Source organism: Rheinheimera sp. (genome assembly GCF_030690345.1).
Lineage (GTDB): Bacteria > Pseudomonadota > Gammaproteobacteria > Enterobacterales > Alteromonadaceae > Alishewanella.
The window spans coordinates 187,654-207,108 of the sequence record NZ_JAUYGV010000001.1; the positions used below are offsets into that span (position 1 = coordinate 187,654).

Consider the following 19,455-nt stretch of genomic DNA (forward strand, 5'->3'; position numbering starts at 1 on the left):
CTGTGTTTAATTAAGATAAAACGAAGGAAAGACGCGCAGTTGGAAGGCTACGCGTCCGGATGCTCCTGGTGATTTAACACGCCAGTTGCTGAAATAAACTGAAATAGGTCGGGAAGGTTTTTGCGGTACAATCCGGATCTTCAATCGTCACGGCAGTATCGCTCAGCGCCACTAATGAGAAACACATCGCCATACGATGGTCATTGTAAGTGGCAATACTGGCATGCTTAAGCGTGGCAGGCGGCGTCACTTTAATGTAATCGTGGCCTTCTTCTACCTCTGCGCCGACTTTTCTAAGCTCCGTTGCCATAGCGGCTAAGCGGTCGGTTTCCTTTACCCGCCAGTTATACACATTGCGGATAACCGTAGGCCCTTTGGCAAACAATGCGGTAGTAGCTATGGTCATGGCGGCATCGGGTATGGCGTTATAATCACGGTCTATGCCGTTAAGTTGGTTACGGGTAACCATAATGTAGTCGTCGCCCCACTCGACATCAGCGCCCATGGCTTCTAAGGCGTCAGCAAAGTGAATATCACCCTGCACTGCATGTTTACCAATGCCGGTAACTTTTATGCTACCGCCTTTAATGGCCGCAGCCGCCAAAAAGTAAGATGCCGATGACGCATCGCCCTCTACCAGCCACTGGCCTGGCGAGCGGTACAGCTGATTGCCCTTAATGCTAAAGCGCTTGTAGTCGTGGTTTTGCACACTCACGCCAAAACGCTGCATCAGGGCCAGGGTAATATCAATATAGGGCTTGGATACCAGCTCGCCGATGATGGCTATCTCGCTGTCACCATTCAGTAGCGGCGCCACCATTAACACAGCAGTTAAAAACTGGCTGGAGATACTGCCGTCAATTTGCATCTGGCCGCCCTGCAGCGGCTTGCCTTTAATCTGCAATGGCGGAAAATCTTCGCTGCCAAGATAGCGGATATCGGCCTGCCACTGGCGCAATGCATTGACCAGATGACCAATAGGCCGCTCGTACATGCGTGGCTCGCCGGTGAGTGTCACATCAACATTCGACGCTGCCAGCGCAGCAGTTAATGGTCGCATCGCCGTGCCGGCGTTACCGAGGAACATGGTCAGCGCATGCGGATGGTTAAACAGGCCACCCATACCATGTACCTCACATTTGCTGCGACAATCAGACAACTTATAACTGATACCAAGCGCCGTTAAGGCATTAAGCATATGCTTAATATCATCGCTATCGAGCAAATTAGTGATCTGTGTTGTGCCTTCTGCCAGCGCCGCCAACAGCAATACACGGTTAGAAATACTTTTTGAGCCTGGCAAATGCACTTCACCGGTAACTTTGGCAATAGGGTTAAGGGTTAATGTTTTCATCCGTGTACCCGCTCAAATTCCTGCATAAAGCCCACTAAAGTTTGCACACCTTCCAGTGGCATAGCGTTATAAATACTGGCCCGCATACCGCCAACCATACGGTGGCCTTTTAATGCCAGCAGGCCATGCGTTTCCGCCTGGTCGACAAACATATCGTTTAAACGCTCGTCACCTAAGAAAAACGGTACATTCATCCACGAGCGGTACGCCGGGTCAACGTCATTGCTGTAAAAATCACTTTTATCAATATAATCATACAGTAACTTTGCTTTAGCTTGGTTACGCGTAGCCATTGCAGTAACGCCGCCCTGCTGTTTTAACCATTTAAACACCAGCCCGGCCAGATACCAGGCAAAAGTAGGTGGCGTGTTAAACATACTGTCGTTTTCTGCGGCTAAACGATAATCCAGTACCGATGGAATAACGGCATCTTTGCCGGGTAATAAGTCTTCACGCACTATGGCCAGGGTTAAACCTGACGGGCCGATATTTTTCTGCGCGCCGGCGTAAATTACGCCGTAGCGGCTGACATCAATTGGCCTGGATAAAATGGTAGAGGATAAATCGGCTACGATTGCGCTGTCGGTGTCCGGTAAAGCGGTAAACTCGACACCATCCACGGTTTCATTCGGACAGCAATGTACATAGGCGGCGCCTTTGGTTAGCTGCCAGTCATTTGGTGCTACGACAGTGCGAATACCGCCCGGGCTTTTTTGACGGATGTCCTGCGCTTTAATATTGCCGAATTTTACCGCTTCTTCCACCGCCGATTTTGACCAGGCGCCGGAGATAATATAATCGGCAGTTTGGCCGGGCTTTAACAGATTAAGCGGTACTGCCGAGAACTGACCACGGCCGCCGCCGTGCATAAACAGCACCTTGTAGTTTGGCGGAATACTGAGTAAATCGCGTAAATCCTGCTCTGCTTCGGCAGCGACGCGGATAAACGGCTTGCTGCGGTGGCTGATTTCCATTACCGAGCAGCCATGTTGTTGCCAGTTAATAAATTCCTGTTGTGCCTGCTGCATTACCTCTGTGGGTAACATTGCCGGGCCGGCACAAAAATTAAAAGTGGTCATCTTTACTACTTGCTCCTGATTTAGCACGTCTATTCAACTGGCCTGGTTGTATATGTCTGCCGGCTTAGTGCCGATCTTTTGCTGTTAATTTGGCGCTGATAAAAAGCAAAACGAGCGCAGAAGCGCCCGTTTTGTATTTGGTGTTACTCTTCTTCATCCTGGGCTAACTGAGTGTCCGTCAGTACAGTGCTGGCGGCTTTTTCTGCCTCGGCCGCTGCTAACTCTTCCGCATCCTGGATTTCGTCAACCTTAGCCACGCCAACTACTTTCTCATTGTCGGCGGTGCGGATCAGGATCACGCCCTGGGTATTACGGCCCACTTCAGACACTTCATTAACGCGGGTACGAACCAGGGTGCCTTTGTTGGAAATCATCATAATTTCATCCAACTCGTTCACCTGCACCGCACCTACCACCAAGCCATTGCGCTCTGATACCTTAATGGATACCACGCCCTGGGTAGCACGGCTCTTCGCCGGATATTCGGTTAACGATGTACGTTTACCGTAGCCGTTTTCGGTTACCGTAAGAATTGGCCCGTCGCCGTTTGGAATAATTAACGACACCACTGAGCCACCTTCACGCAGTTTAATACCACGCACACCGGTAGCAGTACGGCCCATGCCGCGCACCTGATCTTCAGTGAAACGCACCACTTTACCGTCATCAGAGAACAGCATAATTTCGCTGCTGCCATCAGTAATACCAACACCGATTAAACGGTCGCCGTCGTTCAGGTTAACGGCAATAATGCCGTTTGAACGTGGCCGTGAGTATTCCACCAACGAGGTTTTCTTCACAGTACCGTTAGCGGTGGCCATAAACACATATTTATCGGCTTCGTACTCACGTACCGGCAGAATAGCGTTAATACGCTCGCCTTCTTCCAGCGGCAGTAAGTTTACAATCGGCTTACCACGCGCAGTGCGGCTGGCCAGCGGTAATTGATACACCTTCATCCAGTACAAACGACCACGGTTAGAGAAACACAAAATAGTATCGTGGGTACTGGCAACTAACAGCTTATCAACAAAATCTTCATCTTTTACCGTGGTGGCGGCTTTACCTTTACCGCCGCGGCGCTGCGCTTCGTAATCAGACAGCGGCTGATACTTGGCATAGCCCAGGTGCGACAAGGTTACTACCACGTCTTCTTCGGTGATCAAATCTTCCATATTGATATCCAGCATATTGTCCTGGATATCGGTGCGCCGTGCATCAGAGTACTGCGCTTTAACCGCTTCAAGCTCTTCGCAGATCACTTCCATTAAGCGCTCCGGGCTACCCAAAATATGCAGTAACTCGGCAATCAGCTCTAACAGCTGCTTGTATTCGTCGAGGATTTTCTCGTGCTCAAGGCCGGTCAGCTTGTGTAAGCGTAAATCCAAAATCGCCTGAGCCTGTTGCTCGGTGAGGAAATACAGGCCATCGCGAATACCGAAGTGCTCTTCTAACCATTCCGGCCGCGCCGCATCTTTACCGGCACGCTCTAACATGCCGCTGACATCGCCTAACTGCCAACCGCGGGCAACTAACCCGGCTTTGGCTTCTGCCGGGCTGGCAGAGTGTTTAATCAGCTCGATAATTTCGTCGATATTGGCCAGCGCTATGGCTAAACCTTCAAGGATATGCGCACGGTCGCGGGCTTTACGCAGGTCGTACACGGTACGACGGGTAACCACTTCACGGCGGTGCAACACAAAGCACTTGAGCATTTCAATTAAGCTAAGCAGCTTAGGCTGGCCCTGGTCCAGGGCCACCATATTGATACCGAACACTGTTTGCATCTGGGTGTTGGTATACAGCTGGTTCAGCATTACATCGGTAGACTCACCGCGTTTAAGCTCAATAACAATACGCATACCGTCTTTGTCAGACTCATCGCGCAATGCCGAAATGCCTTCAATGCGTTTTTCTTTTACCAGCTCAGCTATTTTTTCAATTAAACGGGCTTTGTTAACCTGGTACGGAATTTCATTGACGATAATGGCTTCGCGGCCGGTTTTCTCGTCAGTTTCTACCACGGTTTTGGCGCGGATATACACCTTGCCACGGCCGGTACGATAAGCTTCTTCAATACCTTTGCGGCCATTAATAATAGCGGCGGTAGGGAAATCCGGTCCCGGGATGTACTGCATTAACTCGTGCAGCTCAATATCCGGGTTAGCAATTAAAGCTAAACAGCCGTCAATAACTTCAGTTAAGTTATGCGGCGGAATATTGGTGGCCATGCCCACGGCAATACCGCTGGAGCCGTTAATCAGCAAGTTAGGCAACTTGGTTGGCATTACTGCCGGAATTTGTTCGGTGCCGTCGTAGTTGGGCACAAAATCGACGGTTTCTTTGTCCAAATCGGCCAGCAGTTCGTGTGCAATACGCGACATCCGCACTTCGGTATAACGCATTGCTGCTGCAGAGTCACCGTCGATAGAACCGAAGTTACCCTGGCCGTCTACCAGCATATAACGCAGCGAGAATGGCTGGGCCATCCGTACTATAGTGTCGTATACAGCACTGTCGCCGTGCGGGTGATATTTACCGATAACGTCACCTACCACACGGGCAGATTTTTTATAGGCTTTGTTCCAGTCATTGCCCAGTTCCTTCATCGCGAACAGCACGCGGCGGTGTACCGGCTTTAAACCATCCCTTACGTCCGGTAAGGCGCGGCCAACAATGACGCTCATTGCGTAATCGAGGTACGAATTCTTTAATTCGTCTTCGATATTAATAGGAACTATTTCTCTGGCCAGATCTGTCATAAAACGCTAATTTCCCTTAAATCAGATAGATAACTCGCTTTTGTCGATGTTATAAAGCGCGAGACAACGCAGGATTCTAACACAGAAAATCACGCTTGCCATGCCCCAAATGCAACGCAAACTAAGCTTCGGCATTGCTCAAATGGATCAAGGCTTTATAATGCGCAAAAACTAACGAGCATGCTATATGACTGCAGATATGAATGTTGATGCCGGCGAAATCGCCAAGTTTAACGATATTGCCTCACGCTGGTGGGACCCGTCAGGCGAATTTAAGCCGCTGCATTTACTTAATCCGGTACGTTTAAGCTATATCAGTGACGAGCTGCAGGGCTTATTTGGTAAAACGGTTATTGATATTGGTTGCGGCGGCGGCATTTTAGCCGAAAGCATGGCGCGCTGTGGTGCTAACGTCACCGGGCTGGATATGGCCGAAGACTCGCTCAGTGTGGCAAAGTTACATGCGCTGGAGGCCGGGGTAAGCGTCAATTATCAACAGGCCACTGCCGAGCAGTATGCGCTAAGCCAGGCGGCACAGTTTGATGTAGTGACCTGTATGGAAATGCTGGAGCATGTGCCACAGCCGATGTCGGTGGTGCAGGCCTGTGCCGATTTAGCCAAACCCGGTGCTACGCTGTTTTTCTCTACCTTAAACCGCACGCGTAAAGCCTGGCTGCTGGCCATTGTCGGCGCCGAGCAGGTATTGAAACTGGTGCCCAAAGGCACGCATGAGTTTAATAAGTTTATCCGCCCCTCAGAGCTGATGCGTTTTATTGAGCAAGCCGGATTAGAGGTGACGGACGCAACAGGCCTGCACTATAACCCGTTGAACCAGAGCTTTAAAACCGGCCCCGGGGTAGATGTTAATTACATTGTAGTGGCACGTAAGCCTGTCTGAGCAAAGGCAGTGGTTAATTTAGCAGCATTTAAATAGCTGGCGGCTATAAAAAAAATATTGATAGAACAAATAAATTTAACCGGAAAAAAAGCTTGCTTCAGGCAGGCTTTCCCCACGACACTGTTGCCGCGGTTAGCAGCTACTAACCGCCGTTTCAGCGCTGCAAATCTGCCAAATTCCGTCCTTGCAAAAAAGCCGGATCCACACTATCTTGTGATCACTTTCTAAAAAACATCTATATGTTGTGCAATTAAGCAACAATAGCTGTCGGTAAAATGGCCGTGCGCTACATGGCTGATGATAACAACACATACAACTGAAACGGAAATCTGCAGCGATGACTCAATCTCTTTTCGTCACTAAACGTGATGGCCGCCGTGAACCTTTGGATCTCGATAAAATTCACCGCGTTATTACCTGGGCCGCCGAAGGCTTATCCAATGTATCGGTGTCGCAGGTTGAGCTGAAGTCTCATATTCAGTTTTATGATGGCATTAAATCTGAAGACATTCATGAAACCATTATTAAGGCCGCCGCGGATCTGATCTCAAAAGACTGCCCGGACTATCAATACCTGGCGGCACGTTTAGCCGTATTCCACCTGCGTAAAAAAGCCTATGGCCAGTTTGAGCCACCGCACCTGTACGACCAGGTAGTGAAGATGGTTGAAGCCAAACGCTATGACCAGCATATTCTGGCCGATTACAGCCGCGACGAGCTGGAGCAGATGAACAGCTTTATTGACCACGGCCGTGACTTAAACTTCAGTTACGCTGCGGTTAAACAGCTCGAAGGTAAGTATTTGGTACAAAACCGTGTTAGCGGCGAAATTTACGAGAGCGCCCAGTTCCTTTATATGCTGGTAGCGGCCTGTTTATTTGCTAACTACCCTAAAGCTACGCGGTTAGATTATGTGCGCCGTTTTTACGATGCCTGCTCCTTGTTTAAGTTGTCACTGCCGACCCCGATTATGTCCGGCGTGCGCACCCCTACCCGCCAGTTCAGCTCTTGTGTACTGATTGAGTGCGGTGACAGCCTGGATTCTATCAATGCTACCTCCAGTGCCATTGTAAAATACGTTAGCCAGCGCGCCGGTATCGGCATTAACGCTGGCCGTATTCGTGCGCTGGGCAGCCCAATTCGCAACGGCGAAGCCTTCCACACCGGCTGTATCCCGTTTTACAAGCATTTTCAAACTGCGGTTAAAAGCTGCTCGCAAGGCGGTGTGCGCGGTGGTGCTGCCACCCTGTTTTACCCACTGTGGCATTTGGAAGTTGAATCTTTGCTGGTGCTGAAAAACAACCGCGGCGTAGAAGAAAACCGCGTACGCCACCTGGATTACGGCGTGCAGTTTAACCGCCTGATGTACACCCGGTTAATTAAAGACGACTATATTACGCTGTTCAGCCCGTCTGACGTGCCGGGCTTATACGATGCCTTCTTTGAAGACCAGGAAAAATTTGAAGAGCTGTATGTTAAGTACGAAGCCGATACGTCTATCCGCAAGAAGCGCTTAAAAGCCCTGGAGCTGTTCACCTTGTTTATGCAAGAGCGCGCCAGTACCGGTCGTATTTATCTGCAAAACGTTGATCACTGTAATACCCACAGCCCGTTTAACCCCAAGTTAGCGCCGGTGCGCCAGAGCAACCTGTGTCTGGAAATTGCCCTGCCAACTAAACCGATGAACGATGTTAACGATCCGGAAGGCGAAATTGCGCTGTGTACCCTGTCGGCGTTTAACTTAGGTGCTATTGAAGACTTAAGCGAGTTAGAGCCGCTGGCCGAACTGGCCGTACGCTCATTGGATAGCCTGCTGGATTATCAGGACTACCCTATTCCGGCCGCTTTCCATGCGTCTATCAGCCGGCGCACCTTAGGTGTGGGTGTAATTAACTATGCCTATTACCTGGCGAAAAACGGCGTGAAATACTCTGATGGCTCAGCCAACGGTTTAACGCACCGTACCTTTGAAGCTATTCAGTATTATCTGTTAAAAGCATCAAACAAGCTGGCACAGGAATTTGGTGCTTGTCCTAAGTTTAACGAAACCACTTATGCTCAGGGCATATTGCCGATAGACAGCTACAAGAAAGACTTGGATAAAGTCTGTAACGAGCCGCTGCTGCTGGATTGGGAGCAACTGCGTAAAGATATTCTCAGCCATGGTTTGCGTAACTCCACGCTGTCAGCATTAATGCCGTCAGAAACCTCGTCGCAAATTTCTAATGCCACTAACGGCATTGAGCCACCGCGCGGCCATATCAGCGTGAAAGCCAGTAAAGACGGTATCTTAAAGCAGGTAGTGCCGGAGTATGAGCGGCTGAAACACCAGTATGAGTTGTTGTGGGATATTCCGAACAACAGCGGCTATATATCCCTGGTAGCGATTATGCAGAAATTTATCGACCAAACCATTTCTGCTAACACTAACTATGATCCGAACAAGTTCGACGGCGGTAAAGTACCGATGAAGTTATTACTGCAGGATTTGCTGTCAGCCTATAAGCTCGGTGTAAAAACCATGTATTACCACAACACCCGTGACGGCGCGTCAGATGTCCAGGAGGACATTAAGCCTGAAGCGGAAGACGACGGCTGTGCCGGCGGCGCCTGTAAAATTTAATAGTTAACTAAACGGGCTGCTACTGCAGCCCGTACTTTGTAATAAATCCCTGTTAGGACGATAAGTGGCAATGGCGTACACAACTTTTAACCGACAAATAAATGACCAGATGAAAGAGCCGATGTTCTTCGGTAATCCGGTGAATGTTTCCCGCTATGATCAGCAAAAATACGGCATCTTCGAAAAGCTGATTGAAAAGCAGCTGAGTTTTTTCTGGCGGCCGGAAGAAGTCGATGTCAGTAAAGACCGGATTGACTACCAAAACCTGCCGCCGCATGAAAAGCATATATTTATCAGTAATCTGAAATACCAAACATTGCTGGACTCGGTGCAGGGCCGCTCGCCTAATGTGGCGTTTTTACCGATAGTGTCATTGCCGGAGCTGGAAACCTGGATTGAAACCTGGGCCTTCAGTGAAACCATTCACAGCCGCAGCTACACCCATATAGTGCGTAATATCAGTTCAGAGCCGCATAAAGTATTCGACGACATTATGCTGAACGAAAAGATTCTGGAGCGCGCTGACGATGTCACCCGCTACTATGATGATCTGATAGACGGCATTAACCTGTACCAGCGCTGCGGTGAAGGTACGCACAGCATTAACGGTGAGACGTTAAGTATCAGCCTGTATGAGCTGAAACGCCGTTTATACCTGTGCGTAATGTCGGTAAATGTGCTCGAAGCGATCCGCTTTTACGTCAGCTTTGCCTGCAGTTTTGCCTTCGCTGAGCGTGAACTGATGGAAGGCAATGCGAAAATTATCCGTCTGATTGCCCGTGATGAAGCGCTGCACTTAACCGGCACCCAGCATATGCTGAATATTATGGCGGCCGGTGACGATGATGCCGATATGGCAAAAATTGCCAAAGAATGCGAAGAAGAAGCGTACGCCATTTTCCGCAAAGCCGCTGAGCAGGAAAAAGACTGGGCAGAATATTTGTTTAAAGACGGCTCTATGATTGGTCTGAACAAAGATATTTTATGCCAGTATGTCGAGTACATTACTAACAGCCGGATGCAGGCTATTGGCATGAAAGCTATTTTCTCTACCACGCAAAACCCTATTCCGTGGATCAATACCTGGCTGGTATCAGACAATGTGCAGGTAGCACCACAGGAAGCCGAAATCAGCTCGTATCTGGTTGGCCAGATTGACAACGAAGTTGATGGTGGCGACTTCGGCGACTTCGACCTTTAGGCTATGCCCTGTGTTAAGGTTACAGCAGGCGTTGTCATCGACTTTGATGGCCGCGCCCGCAGCCTGCTCGATGCATTGGAGCAGCAAAAGCTGGAAGTAAACTTTCATTGCCGTGAAGGCTATTGCGGCGCCTGTCGCTGCAAATTACTGTCAGGTGAGATCAGTTATATCAATGAGCCGCTGGCTTTTGTCCGTAAAGGTGAGTTTTTACCCTGCTGTAGCACGCCTTTGACAGATATCGAAATTGAAATCCCCTGATTGTATGGTAATTTCTCTGCTGATCCAGCAGACTAAACGCATTATGCGCTGATCTTTAAGGAGATCATTGATGAAAGCCTTGCTGTTATTTATCGCTGCTGCCGTGTCTTCTGCAGACGTAAGCCATGCTCCAAATGTAAGCCACTATGAGCAATTGCTGGCCAGCGCCAGATATACTGAGCTTGAACACCAGCTGATCCAGCAGCCGGATTACAAACAGCAAGATCAGTTATTGGTTATTTACGCCAGAGCATTAATTAATCAAAAGCGACTTGAAGATGCTAATACCCTGCTTAACTATGCGATAGAGCAGTTTCCGGATAACAGCGAGCTGAATTATCTGGCCGGCTTAAGTAAAATCCGCCTGGCCAGTGACGGTAATGTATTTGCCGCCAAAGAGCGCGCCGCCCGCGGTGTAGCGCTGCTGCAAAAGGCGGTGAGCATTAAGCCTGACCATTATGCTGCGCGCCAGGCGCTGATAGATTTTTACAGCATAGCGCCGGCCGCTGCCGGTGGAGATAAAGAGCTGGCGAACAGTATGGCGGTGCAGTTGGCTGAAGAAAACCCGGCCCAGGCTCTATTGGCACAAAGCCGTATTTTACTGAATGAAAAAAAACCGACCGAAGCCTTAGCATTACTGAACAGTATCATACCCAACCCGCCGAATCCGCGGCTGTTGGCACGCAAAGCGCAAATATTAAACGAGCTGGCGCTGTACGATGAGGCCTTTAGCAACTATCGTCAGGCAGCTGAGCATGCTACCGATTTAACCGATAAATATAATGCACTGTACCATATTGGCCGTTTAGCAGTGGTGGCGGATCAGGATGCAATGATGGGTATTACTGCGCTGCAGCAGTACCTGGATTTTTACCGCGACAGCGACAACAAAACTCTGCCGTGGGCTACCTTACGGCTGGCACAGCTGATGTATCGTACCGGCGATAATTTTGAAGCAAGCTTGCTGGTGGCCGGTTTGACCAACGCCCAGGTTGAGAGTGAAGAGTTTAATCTGATTTTACTAAGCTTACTCAGTGCGTTAAAACCAAAAGAAGTTAAGGCTGAAACAGAAGCAGAACACAAACAACAGGAGATCTGATGATCTCCTGTGCAGTACATACCAGCTTACTTACGAATACCTTCTACCGTCAGATCTAACTGCACAGTAGCCGATGCCGGGCCTAAGTCAGTATTAATAGCAAAGTCTTTCAGTGTCAGTGTGGTGGTGCCGGCAAAACCGGCACGGTAACCGCCCCACGGATCTTTACCTTCACCCAGTTTCTCTGCAGCAATCACTACTTCTTTGGTTACGCCATTCAGCGTCAGGTTGCCGTGTAAATCAAAGGTTTCACCGGCTTTTGGCACAATCTTAGTGCTGACAAAGGTAGCTTTCGGGTGTTTGCTGACATTAAGAAAATCGCCGCTGCGTAAATGTTTATCACGCTCAGCATGGTTAGAATCAACACTGGTAGTATCAATGGTCAGCTGAATTTTGGCATCAGTCAGTTTGTCAGCGTCATAGCTGAAGTCACCGGAGAAAGTATTAAAACGGCCGTACAGCCAGCTGTAGCCTAAGTGGCTGATTTTAAACTGGACAAAAGCATGTGCGCCTTGGGTGTCAATCACGTAATCAGCCGCTTGTGCCGGTAAGGTCATCATTGCCGCTACAGAAGCAGCCAACAGTAATTTCTTCATATCAATCTCCAATGTTAAGGTTTACGTCCAAACATGCGTTTGAGCGTGTGGTCTTTATCTATAAAATGATGTTTTAGTGCAGCGGCAGCATGCAACAGCGCCAGTGTTATTAAGCTATAAGCGACATATTCGTGTACCAGGCCCGCTATATCTGCCTGATCAGCAAACAAAGCACCAAGGGATGGCACTTCAAACCAGCCGAATACCGCTATAGGCCGGCCATCTTCAGTGGAGATTAAATAGCCACTGATCACCAGCAATAAAATGCCCAGATATAAACAAAACTGCACTATGCCAGAGGTTTTCTTCTCCCAGGGCCGGTGCGAGGCCAGCGCTTGTGGCGCCGGACTGATAAAGCGCCACAGCAGGCGCAGCAACATCACTATCGCCAGCAAGATACCAACGCTTTTATGCCAGTGCGGTGCCGTGCGGTACCATTCACTGTAATAGCTTAAATCTACCATCCAAAAACCGGCAGCAAATAAGCCAAACACCGCCAGCGCGACCAGCCAATGTAGTACAACACTGATTACACCATAATGTGACGAACTGTTTTTTAGCATGCAGCACTCCTTAAGCTTAACGATAATAGAGCAATATGATTAAAGTAAAATTGCAATATTGCTGTTTAACCTTTCTATTTAGTAGAACTATCAAACGATGGCAAAGCATAAAAACAACAAAGCCGGCATCATGCCGGCTGTGTAATACCATCTACGCTATAGCTTATTCGAATTTACCATCGCGGATATGCTTTTCGCCGCGCTGTTTGGCCAGTTCAACCTGGCGCTGGCGCTCTGCAAAGGCGGCTTTTTGCTCGTCGGTGGTTTTATCATAACAATGCGGACAGCTTAAGCCTTTAACATAGTGCTCAGATGCCATTTCAGCTTGGGACAGCGGCATGCGGCAGGCATAGCACTGATCATAACTGCCCTGCTCCAGGCCATGTTTAACCGCGACACGTTGATCAAACACAAAGCATTCGCCCTGCCATAGGCTGTTTTCCTGCGGCATTTCTTCCAGATATTTTAAAATACCGCCGTCGAGGTGATACACCTCGTCAAAGCCCTGCTCTTTTAGAAAGGCAGTGGATTTTTCACAACGGATACCGCCGGTACAAAACATCGCGACTTTTTTATGTTTGGTTTTATCCAGGTTTTCTGCCGCCCACTGCGGAAACTCACGAAAGGTGGTGGTGTTAGGATTGACCGCATGTTTAAAGGTGCCGATAGCCACTTCGTAATCATTGCGGGTATCGATCAGAATAGTGTCCGGATCGCTGATAAGCGTGTTCCAGTCATCACCTTTAACATAGCTGCCGACAATGTGCGCCGGGTTTATACCCTCAACGCCCATGGTAACAATTTCTTTTTTCAGTTTTACTTTAGTGCGGTAAAACGCCAACTCGTCAGACAGCGATTCTTTATAGCTCATGCCAGCAAAGCGGCCATCGGCATCCAGCCAGGCTTTAACCGCATCCACGCCTTCGCGTTCACCACAGATGGTGCCGTTAATGCCTTCTTCGGCCAGTAACAAGGTGCCTTTAACTTTATTGGCCACCATGTAGTCGTACAAGGTATCGCGCAGCGTAACGTAATCAGGTAAACGGACAAACTTATATAAAGCAGCAACTACATACATATCTCACCTCTTGCAACGTCGGATCGTAAATCCGCAGCAATATTAAAAATCGCGCGTATTATAGCGTTCGCAGTAATTAAGGCAAGGCCACAACATTAATGTGGTTTTTCCAGCAGGGCCGTAAGATTAAGCTGTAATAAATGCTCACCGTCGGTGATGGATAACAGCGGCTCTTCACGCCAAACGCTGAGTTTCATATGGCTTTTCAACATCAGGCAAAACTCTGCCAACTGCGCTGAGCTAAGGGTGAAAATACGCTGGTTAGCCGGCCAATCGTTATGTTGCGCCTTGCTGGTTTCCTGTTCATCCAACACCAGCAGCAGTTGATCTGCCTGGTGCGAGGCGCGCAGCAGGCGTTTTTCGGCTACTAACTCCAGTTGGCACCAGAGCTGAAAATGCTGTTGTTGATCCTGAATATACAAGTCCGGCGCTTTACCGCCGGAATCATCTTTAGCAAAACAGGGATGTTGTTCGTACAAGCTAAGATAAGCCAATAAACGTTTGGCAAAATGTTCAGCACTCTCGCCCTGCCAGGGCGAGACATAATGCCGTTGTTGCTGATAAGCATGGCTGGCTTCGCAACTGTATTGCAGATCCAGCTTTATTACCTTGCTGGCCATTTGCATGATAGCAACCCCACTAAACCAGACTCTGCCTGGCGTAAGCAGAGTTTAGCTGTTAATACTGGTCACTACCAAATGCATAGCCAGTGCCAACAATAACAAACCCATTAAGCGGTCAAACCAGTAGCCTTTTAACAGTAAAAAACCTCTTACTTTAGTGTGGGTTAGCACGACAGATAGCATACAGAACCAGGCTGCAGTGGCGATGGACATATAAACACCGTAGATAATTTTGTAAGAAAGTGGTGTAAGCGGCGAAATAATGACCGCAAATAACGATAAAAAGAACAAGGTTGCTTTCGGGTTTAAGCCATTGGTAATAAAACCGGCAATAAAAGCTTTACCGGCAGAGGGCACCGCCTCGTCTGCACTACCGGCAATGCTTTGCTGCGGATGTGCCGGTGCTTTACTACGCAGCGCCAGTATGCCGATATAGGCCAAATAGGCAGCAGCAGCCAAGCTTAATGCCTTGAACAACCAGGGCGTGGTTTGGATAAGCACTGCAATACCCACCAGCGACCAGGTAACATGCAGCAAGATTGCCGCACCAATACCGACACTGGCTGCCAGCGCTTGTTGCCGGCCAAAACGCACGGCATAGCGCAGCACTATGGCAAAATCCGGCCCCGGGCTGGCCACCGCCATCAAATGTACTAACGCAATTAACATAAACTCCGGCCAAAAACTCATAACGCTAAACCTGCCCTGTTACAACAACCCTTTTAATAAGTTGCATTCTAATAACTTAGTGCAGCCTTATGCCAGCAGTTAATCGCGCCGGGCAACCGTTTTATCCTGTCACAGCTATGGCCACTTGCTGCAGCCGGATAATTCTGTAAAATGTTATAACATCACGAATGCAACAATTAAAAGGAAGCCGAATGCGCAGTTTATCTGCTTTGCCACGTTACAGCCTGGTAGCCAGCCTGGTTGGTTTGGCGTTTAGTGTGTCAGCACAAGAAGCGGCCCAACGTTACAGCGGTGTTATTACCGACAGCCAGGGCCAACCGCTGAAAAACGCCCGTGTGCATATTCATGGCCGCCAGCAATATGTTTATGCCGACGAGCTGGGTCGTTTCAGTATTCAGGCCCCTGCCAATGCTGAGCTGCATATCTCGGCTGCCGGTTATGGCGACAGCTTTGTTACCGTCACGCCGGCACAGCCTGAGCTGAATATCAATCTGGCAGCGGGCGGTATTGAACGCATTGTGATCGCCGCCTCCGGTATTCATAAATACAACCTGGAGATGGCTACTCCGGTATCCGTGCTGACCGGTGAAGAATTAAGCCGGCGCACCGAGCCTACCATTGGCGAAACCCTGAAATACGAGCCTGGCGTACACGCCAATTACTACGGCCCGGTTGCATCAAGCCCGGTGATCCGTGGCCTGGACGGCCCGCGTGTGCGTATTTTAAATAATGGCCTGGATACGGCAGACGTATCACGCATCGGCCCGGACCATGCTATTAGCGCTGATGCTATTACCGCGCAACAAATTGAAGTACTGCGCGGCCCGGCAACCCTGTTGTACGGCAGCGGCGCCATCGGCGGTGTCATTAACGTGGTAGACAACCGTATTCCGCGCCAGTTACGCGCCAGCAGCGAGACCAAACTGGAAAGCCGTTATGTTGATGTGTCAGATGAAAAAACCATAGCGCTGAACCACGAAGGCAGTAGCGATAATATCGCCTGGCATTTTGATGGCTTTAACCGCGATGCCTCTGAGTATGACGTGCCCCGCTTCACTAACGACGAAGGCGAAACCCTTACCACGTTAGAAAATTCATGGACACAAAGTAAAGCCGTAAACGGCGGAGTCAGCTATATCGGTAACCGCGGCTTATTCGGTATCAGCATTGGCCGGTTAGAGTCTGATTATGGCATTCCCGGCCATCATCACCATGCCGATGAGCACGAAGAAGAACATGACGATGAGCATGAAGATGAGCATATGCATGCTGACGAAAGTGTTTTTGCTAAATTAAAGCAAAACCGCGTTAGCATGGCCGGTGAATGGTATACGCCGTTTTCCGGTATTGAAACCTTATCGTTTAATGCGGCTTACACCGACTATCAACATCAGGAAATTGAAGCCGGTAGCGTGGGCACAACCTTTAAAAATAAAGCGTTGGAGAGCCGTGTCAGCCTGGAGCATGAAGAGCTTGGCGGTTGGCATGGTCTGGCAGGCTATCACCTGCAGCGCGCGGATTACCGTGCTTTTGGCGAAGAAGCCTTTACGCCCGATAGCGACACTTTGTCGCAAGCCGTATTTGTGCTGGAAGAAAAGCAGTTTGGCAATATTTCTGCTCAGTTAGGTGGCCGGATTGAACATACTAAACATCAAGCCGGTGCAATAGCGTTGAGCCATGATGCTGATAGTATTAACGGCCTGTCTGACAGCTTTACTGCAATCAGTGCTTCAGCCGGTTTGGTTTGGGAATTTGTGCCGGGTTTTTCCTGGGCGCTGGCACTTAGCCGCTCAGAGCGCGCACCAGGCGCAGCAGAGCTGTATGCAAACGGTGCTCACATCGCAACCAGCAGCTATGAATTAGGTATGCTGTATCAGGTGCACGACGGCGAAATAGAGCTATCACAGCAGAAACCGGAAAAAGAAACTGCCAACAATATCGATATCACCTTTCGCAGTTTTAAAGGCGAGCTGAGCTTTACCTATAACTTCTTCTACAACAAGGTGCACGATTACCTGTACCTGGCTGATACCGGCCTGACCATGGACGATTTAGCTCACGACGAGCATGAAGAGGAACACGACGAAGCAGAGCATGAAGCACATGAAAGCTTTGCGGTTTATCAGTATCAGCAGCAGGATGCAACTTTATACGGGCTGGAGTTTGAAGCACGCTACCGCTTAGACGGCGCGCAATCGTTGAATGTGTTTGTTGATACCGTGCGCGCAAAGCTGGACGGTGGCGATTACCTGCCGCGTATTCCGCCGTATAAAACCGGTTTGGGCTATCAGTATACCGGCATCAGCTGGAGTGCCGACATCGGTGTAACGCGTTACGCTAAGCAGACCAAAGTGGCTGCCAATGAAACGCCAACCAAAGCTTATACCCTGCTCGATGCCAGCCTGAACTACGACTTTAGCCTGTCGCAGCTGGATATGACGGCTTTTGTACGCGCGACTAATCTGACCAACGAGCTGGGTTTTGTGCACAGCTCCTTTATCAAAGCAGATGCGCCGCTGCCGGGGCGGGCTATAACACTCGGCCTGCGGGCCACGTTTTAACAAATTTAAGCCCGGTTTAGCCGGGCTTTTTATTGCGGATTATTACAGAAAACGATCTTTAAAACGGCCCCACTGATAGTAAGCCTGCTGGCCAAGCCGCCTGAACGCCGGTAACGGAAATGGTGCTAACCGGCTTTGATATATCGGCAACGGTGGTACAGCAACACCCGAGGCTAACTCTGCCAGCCGCACACCGGCCAGGGTGCTGAACGACACGCCACTGCCGCAATAACCGGCAGCGTAAAACAGCCCGGGTTCAGCTTCGCATACCCGCGGTAAGTCGTCATAGGACACGGCCACCCACCCGCTCCAGTGATAATCACAGCGTAAATCGGTCAACATCGGAAAACAGGCTTTTAATGCCGCTAACAGACGAGCCGGGTACACGGTTTTCTCGGCATCTTTGCCGTACACCGCACTGCGCCCACCAAATAAAATGCGGTTATCCGGTAATTTACGGTAGTAGTATTTCAATGCACGGGTATCCATCACCAGCTGCGTATGCTGTAAACCGCTTTGCTCCAGTTGCGCCGGCGTGAGCGGCTGCGTAACAATAATACTGCTGAGTACCGGCAAACAGGCGCGGTTTAACGCCGGATACAGGCCTTTGGGTGTATAGCCATTGGTGGCCAGCAGCAGTTGTTTGCAGCGGATCCGGGCCTTTGGCGTCTGCAGCAAAAAACCACCGTCAGTTTCACGTTGCCAACTCAGCAGTGGTGAGCCGGCGTACAACTTAACCCCGCTTTGTTGCGCCATAACTGCATAACCCTGTGCTAAAGCCAGCGGGTTTACACCAAAACAATCAGGGAATCTAATCGCGCCATAGGCTTGCGCATTGTGCATATAGTCGCGCTTTAGCTGCTGTGGCGATACATACTCTGCCTGATAACCAAACTGACGTTGTAAAAAAGCCGCTTGAGCCGGTAAATCTGCTGCCGTGGCGGCGTTATGCGCCACTTTTAAATAGCCTTCCGGCTGGCTGTCACAGCGGATATTACCAGCCGATATCATCCGCTTAACCTGTGTAATAGCGTCACCGTATTCCTGATGAAATAAGCCGGCGCACTCTGCGCCAAAACGCTGTGTCAGTTGCGCCAGCCCCAGCCGGCCGGTACCACGCAGCACAAAGCCGGCGTTGCGGCCACTGCAGCCCCAACCTGGCTGGTTGGCTTCCAGTACGCTTACTTCGCGGTTAAAGCGTGTTGCCAGCTGATAAGCACAGCTCAGGCCGGTGTAGCCGCCACCAACTATCACCACATCGCTGCGCAAATCCTGCAGCAAAGGCGCTGTCGGCTCTGCTATGTCAGTGTGCTGTGCCCAATAAGAATCCGGATAGGCCTGACTGGCGCCAATATTGCGGTCGATCAGCGGATCATACATTATGTTCTGTCTCGGGGTGTTCTGCCTCAGGAAACAACAGCACCATTTCTGCAGCACTGCAGTTGCATAAGGCGCCGCATACCGGGCAGTGATAACCCACAGTTTCAGATAAATGCCGCCAGCGCTGCGGATGAATTTTCACTAAAGTAGCACCGGCATGGCTGAAGTAACGCTGTGCCGCATCTCCCGGACTCTCCCGCCAGATATGGGCCAAACCGGCTGTTGCCCCCTGCCGGCGAAGTGCAGCAACAGAGGTGTTCAGTAAAGCCGATGCTACGCCTTTGCCACGCTCTGCCGGGCTTACGCCCACCGATTTAAAGTAGGCCATCTTTGCCGCTTTAACCGGCCACAGCGGTTCGCTGCACCACTGATCCGGCTGCCACTGCCCGGCAGCAAAACTCAAACGGTAGCCCACAACCTGCTGTTGTGCATCCAGCGCAACAAAACTGGCATTAATACCTTGTGTAATGCCTTGTTGCTGCATCTGCGTCAGGCTGGCGAGGCTGAGGTAATTATCGCCGTGGATCTGATTGGCCAGCTTGATAACGGCAGGGAAAAAAGCAGGGGTAAGTTCAGTAATGTGCACTTTGATGTCCGGGCTAAAAACGTCATGCAGTTATAAATCAGTCTGCCGCTTAGCTGCAATCTGTTTTTTTGCCTGCAATCGAATGCAATTACCCAAGTCGGAGA

16 protein-coding genes are annotated in these 19,455 nt (G+C 49.8%); 6 read left to right on the forward strand and 10 right to left on the reverse strand.

What is annotated here, in order from left to right; genetic code table 11:
• Positions 1-73: 73 nt before the first annotated feature.
• The 3 genes from aroA to gyrA form a co-directional block, all read right to left on the reverse strand.
• Positions 74-1,354 (reverse strand): 3-phosphoshikimate 1-carboxyvinyltransferase, encoded by a 1,281-nt coding sequence (gene aroA / locus Q8O77_RS00855; RefSeq protein WP_305550766.1) that lies wholly within the window; start codon positions 1,352-1,354, stop codon positions 74-76.
• On the reverse strand, positions 1,351-2,433 hold the full coding sequence (gene serC / locus Q8O77_RS00860; protein ID WP_305550768.1) for a 3-phosphoserine/phosphohydroxythreonine transaminase: 1,083 nt from the start codon (positions 2,431-2,433) through the stop codon (positions 1,351-1,353). Before serC ends, aroA begins: the two co-directional genes overlap by 4 nt.
• 143 nt (positions 2,434-2,576) lie before the next feature.
• A complete protein-coding gene (gene gyrA / locus Q8O77_RS00865) occupies positions 2,577-5,195 on the reverse strand; it encodes a DNA topoisomerase (ATP-hydrolyzing) subunit A (protein WP_305550770.1) in 2,619 nt (872 codons plus the stop codon).
• Positions 5,196-5,394: 199 nt separating this feature from the next.
• Between gyrA and ubiG the strand changes: the two genes are divergently transcribed.
• The 5 genes from ubiG to Q8O77_RS00890 all read left to right on the forward strand — a co-directional run bounded on the left by ubiG (position 5,395) and on the right by Q8O77_RS00890 (position 11,274).
• A complete protein-coding gene (ubiG, locus tag Q8O77_RS00870) occupies positions 5,395-6,093 on the forward strand; it encodes a bifunctional 2-polyprenyl-6-hydroxyphenol methylase/3-demethylubiquinol 3-O-methyltransferase UbiG (protein ID WP_305551689.1) in 699 nt (232 codons plus the stop codon).
• 337 nt (positions 6,094-6,430) lie between these two features.
• The gene (gene nrdA, locus Q8O77_RS00875) at positions 6,431-8,716 is read left to right on the forward strand and encodes a class 1a ribonucleoside-diphosphate reductase subunit alpha (RefSeq protein ID WP_305550772.1); all 2,286 of its coding nucleotides are present in this window, start codon (positions 6,431-6,433) and stop codon (positions 8,714-8,716) included.
• A 70-nt stretch (positions 8,717-8,786) separates the two neighbouring features.
• Positions 8,787-9,917 carry a class Ia ribonucleoside-diphosphate reductase subunit beta gene (nrdB, locus tag Q8O77_RS00880; protein ID WP_305550774.1) on the forward strand — a complete coding sequence of 377 codons (1,131 nt, stop codon included), beginning with the start codon at positions 8,787-8,789 and terminating at the stop codon, positions 9,915-9,917.
• Positions 9,918-9,920: 3 nt separating this feature from the next.
• Positions 9,921-10,175, forward strand: coding sequence for a class I ribonucleotide reductase maintenance protein YfaE (yfaE, locus tag Q8O77_RS00885; RefSeq protein ID WP_305550776.1), 255 nt, complete (start codon positions 9,921-9,923; stop codon positions 10,173-10,175).
• 70 nt (positions 10,176-10,245) lie between these two features.
• A complete protein-coding gene (locus Q8O77_RS00890) occupies positions 10,246-11,274 on the forward strand; it encodes a hypothetical protein (RefSeq protein ID WP_305550778.1) in 1,029 nt (342 codons plus the stop codon).
• Between the two features lie 26 nt (positions 11,275-11,300).
• On the opposite strand, the gene Q8O77_RS00895 is transcribed toward Q8O77_RS00890, so the two are convergent.
• The 5 genes from Q8O77_RS00895 to Q8O77_RS00915 all read right to left on the reverse strand — a co-directional run bounded on the left by Q8O77_RS00895 (position 11,301) and on the right by Q8O77_RS00915 (position 14,824).
• On the reverse strand, positions 11,301-11,870 hold the full coding sequence (locus tag Q8O77_RS00895; RefSeq protein WP_305550779.1) for a YceI family protein: 570 nt from the start codon (positions 11,868-11,870) through the stop codon (positions 11,301-11,303).
• A 14-nt stretch (positions 11,871-11,884) separates the two neighbouring features.
• Positions 11,885-12,433 (reverse strand): cytochrome b, encoded by a 549-nt coding sequence (locus tag Q8O77_RS00900; RefSeq protein WP_305550781.1) that lies wholly within the window; start codon positions 12,431-12,433, stop codon positions 11,885-11,887.
• A gap of 163 nt (positions 12,434-12,596) precedes the next feature.
• Positions 12,597-13,511, reverse strand: a complete 915-nt coding sequence (locus tag Q8O77_RS00905) for a rhodanese-related sulfurtransferase (RefSeq protein WP_305550783.1) — start codon at positions 13,509-13,511, stop codon at positions 12,597-12,599.
• 95 nt (positions 13,512-13,606) lie between these two features.
• Positions 13,607-14,137: a YaeQ family protein gene (locus tag Q8O77_RS00910; protein ID WP_305550785.1), complete on the reverse strand. Its 531-nt coding sequence runs from the start codon at positions 14,135-14,137 to the stop codon at positions 13,607-13,609.
• A gap of 45 nt (positions 14,138-14,182) precedes the next feature.
• Positions 14,183-14,824: a LysE family translocator gene (locus tag Q8O77_RS00915; RefSeq protein ID WP_305550787.1), complete on the reverse strand. Its 642-nt coding sequence runs from the start codon at positions 14,822-14,824 to the stop codon at positions 14,183-14,185.
• 191 nt (positions 14,825-15,015) lie between these two features.
• On the opposite strand from Q8O77_RS00915, the gene Q8O77_RS00920 reads away from it, so the two are divergent.
• On the forward strand, positions 15,016-17,385 hold the full coding sequence (locus Q8O77_RS00920; protein WP_305550789.1) for a TonB-dependent receptor: 2,370 nt from the start codon (positions 15,016-15,018) through the stop codon (positions 17,383-17,385).
• Between the two features lie 42 nt (positions 17,386-17,427).
• Here Q8O77_RS00920 and Q8O77_RS00925 read toward each other — a convergent pair whose 3' ends face one another.
• Positions 17,428-18,765 (reverse strand): FAD-binding oxidoreductase, encoded by a 1,338-nt coding sequence (locus Q8O77_RS00925; protein ID WP_305550791.1) that lies wholly within the window; start codon positions 18,763-18,765, stop codon positions 17,428-17,430.
• A complete protein-coding gene (locus Q8O77_RS00930; RefSeq protein ID WP_305550793.1) occupies positions 18,758-19,351 on the reverse strand; it encodes a GNAT family N-acetyltransferase in 594 nt (197 codons plus the stop codon). Before Q8O77_RS00930 ends, Q8O77_RS00925 begins: the two co-directional genes overlap by 8 nt.
• Positions 19,352-19,455: the final 104 nt, after the last annotated feature.

Excerpts from the sequence above, each read along its gene's own strand:
- aroA (WP_305550766.1), bottom strand. The coding sequence starts at position 1,354 with ATGAAAACATTAACCCTTAACCCTATTGCCAAAGTTACCGGTGAAGTG.
- serC (WP_305550768.1), bottom strand. The coding sequence starts at position 2,433 with ATGACCACTTTTAATTTTTGTGCCGGCCCGGCAATGTTACCCACAGAG.
- gyrA (WP_305550770.1), bottom strand. The coding sequence starts at position 5,195 with ATGACAGATCTGGCCAGAGAAATAGTTCCTATTAATATCGAAGACGAA.
- ubiG (WP_305551689.1), top strand. The coding sequence starts at position 5,395 with ATGAATGTTGATGCCGGCGAAATCGCCAAGTTTAACGATATTGCCTCA.
- nrdA (WP_305550772.1), top strand. The coding sequence starts at position 6,431 with ATGACTCAATCTCTTTTCGTCACTAAACGTGATGGCCGCCGTGAACCT.
- nrdB (WP_305550774.1), top strand. The coding sequence starts at position 8,787 with ATGGCGTACACAACTTTTAACCGACAAATAAATGACCAGATGAAAGAG.
- yfaE (WP_305550776.1), top strand. The coding sequence starts at position 9,921 with ATGCCCTGTGTTAAGGTTACAGCAGGCGTTGTCATCGACTTTGATGGC.
- Q8O77_RS00890 (WP_305550778.1), top strand. The coding sequence starts at position 10,246 with ATGAAAGCCTTGCTGTTATTTATCGCTGCTGCCGTGTCTTCTGCAGAC.
- Q8O77_RS00895 (WP_305550779.1), bottom strand. The coding sequence starts at position 11,870 with ATGAAGAAATTACTGTTGGCTGCTTCTGTAGCGGCAATGATGACCTTA.
- Q8O77_RS00900 (WP_305550781.1), bottom strand. The coding sequence starts at position 12,433 with ATGCTAAAAAACAGTTCGTCACATTATGGTGTAATCAGTGTTGTACTA.
- Q8O77_RS00905 (WP_305550783.1), bottom strand. The coding sequence starts at position 13,511 with ATGTATGTAGTTGCTGCTTTATATAAGTTTGTCCGTTTACCTGATTAC.
- Q8O77_RS00910 (WP_305550785.1), bottom strand. The coding sequence starts at position 14,137 with ATGCAAATGGCCAGCAAGGTAATAAAGCTGGATCTGCAATACAGTTGC.
- Q8O77_RS00915 (WP_305550787.1), bottom strand. The coding sequence starts at position 14,824 with ATGAGTTTTTGGCCGGAGTTTATGTTAATTGCGTTAGTACATTTGATG.
- Q8O77_RS00920 (WP_305550789.1), top strand. The coding sequence starts at position 15,016 with ATGCGCAGTTTATCTGCTTTGCCACGTTACAGCCTGGTAGCCAGCCTG.
- Q8O77_RS00925 (WP_305550791.1), bottom strand. The coding sequence starts at position 18,765 with ATGTATGATCCGCTGATCGACCGCAATATTGGCGCCAGTCAGGCCTAT.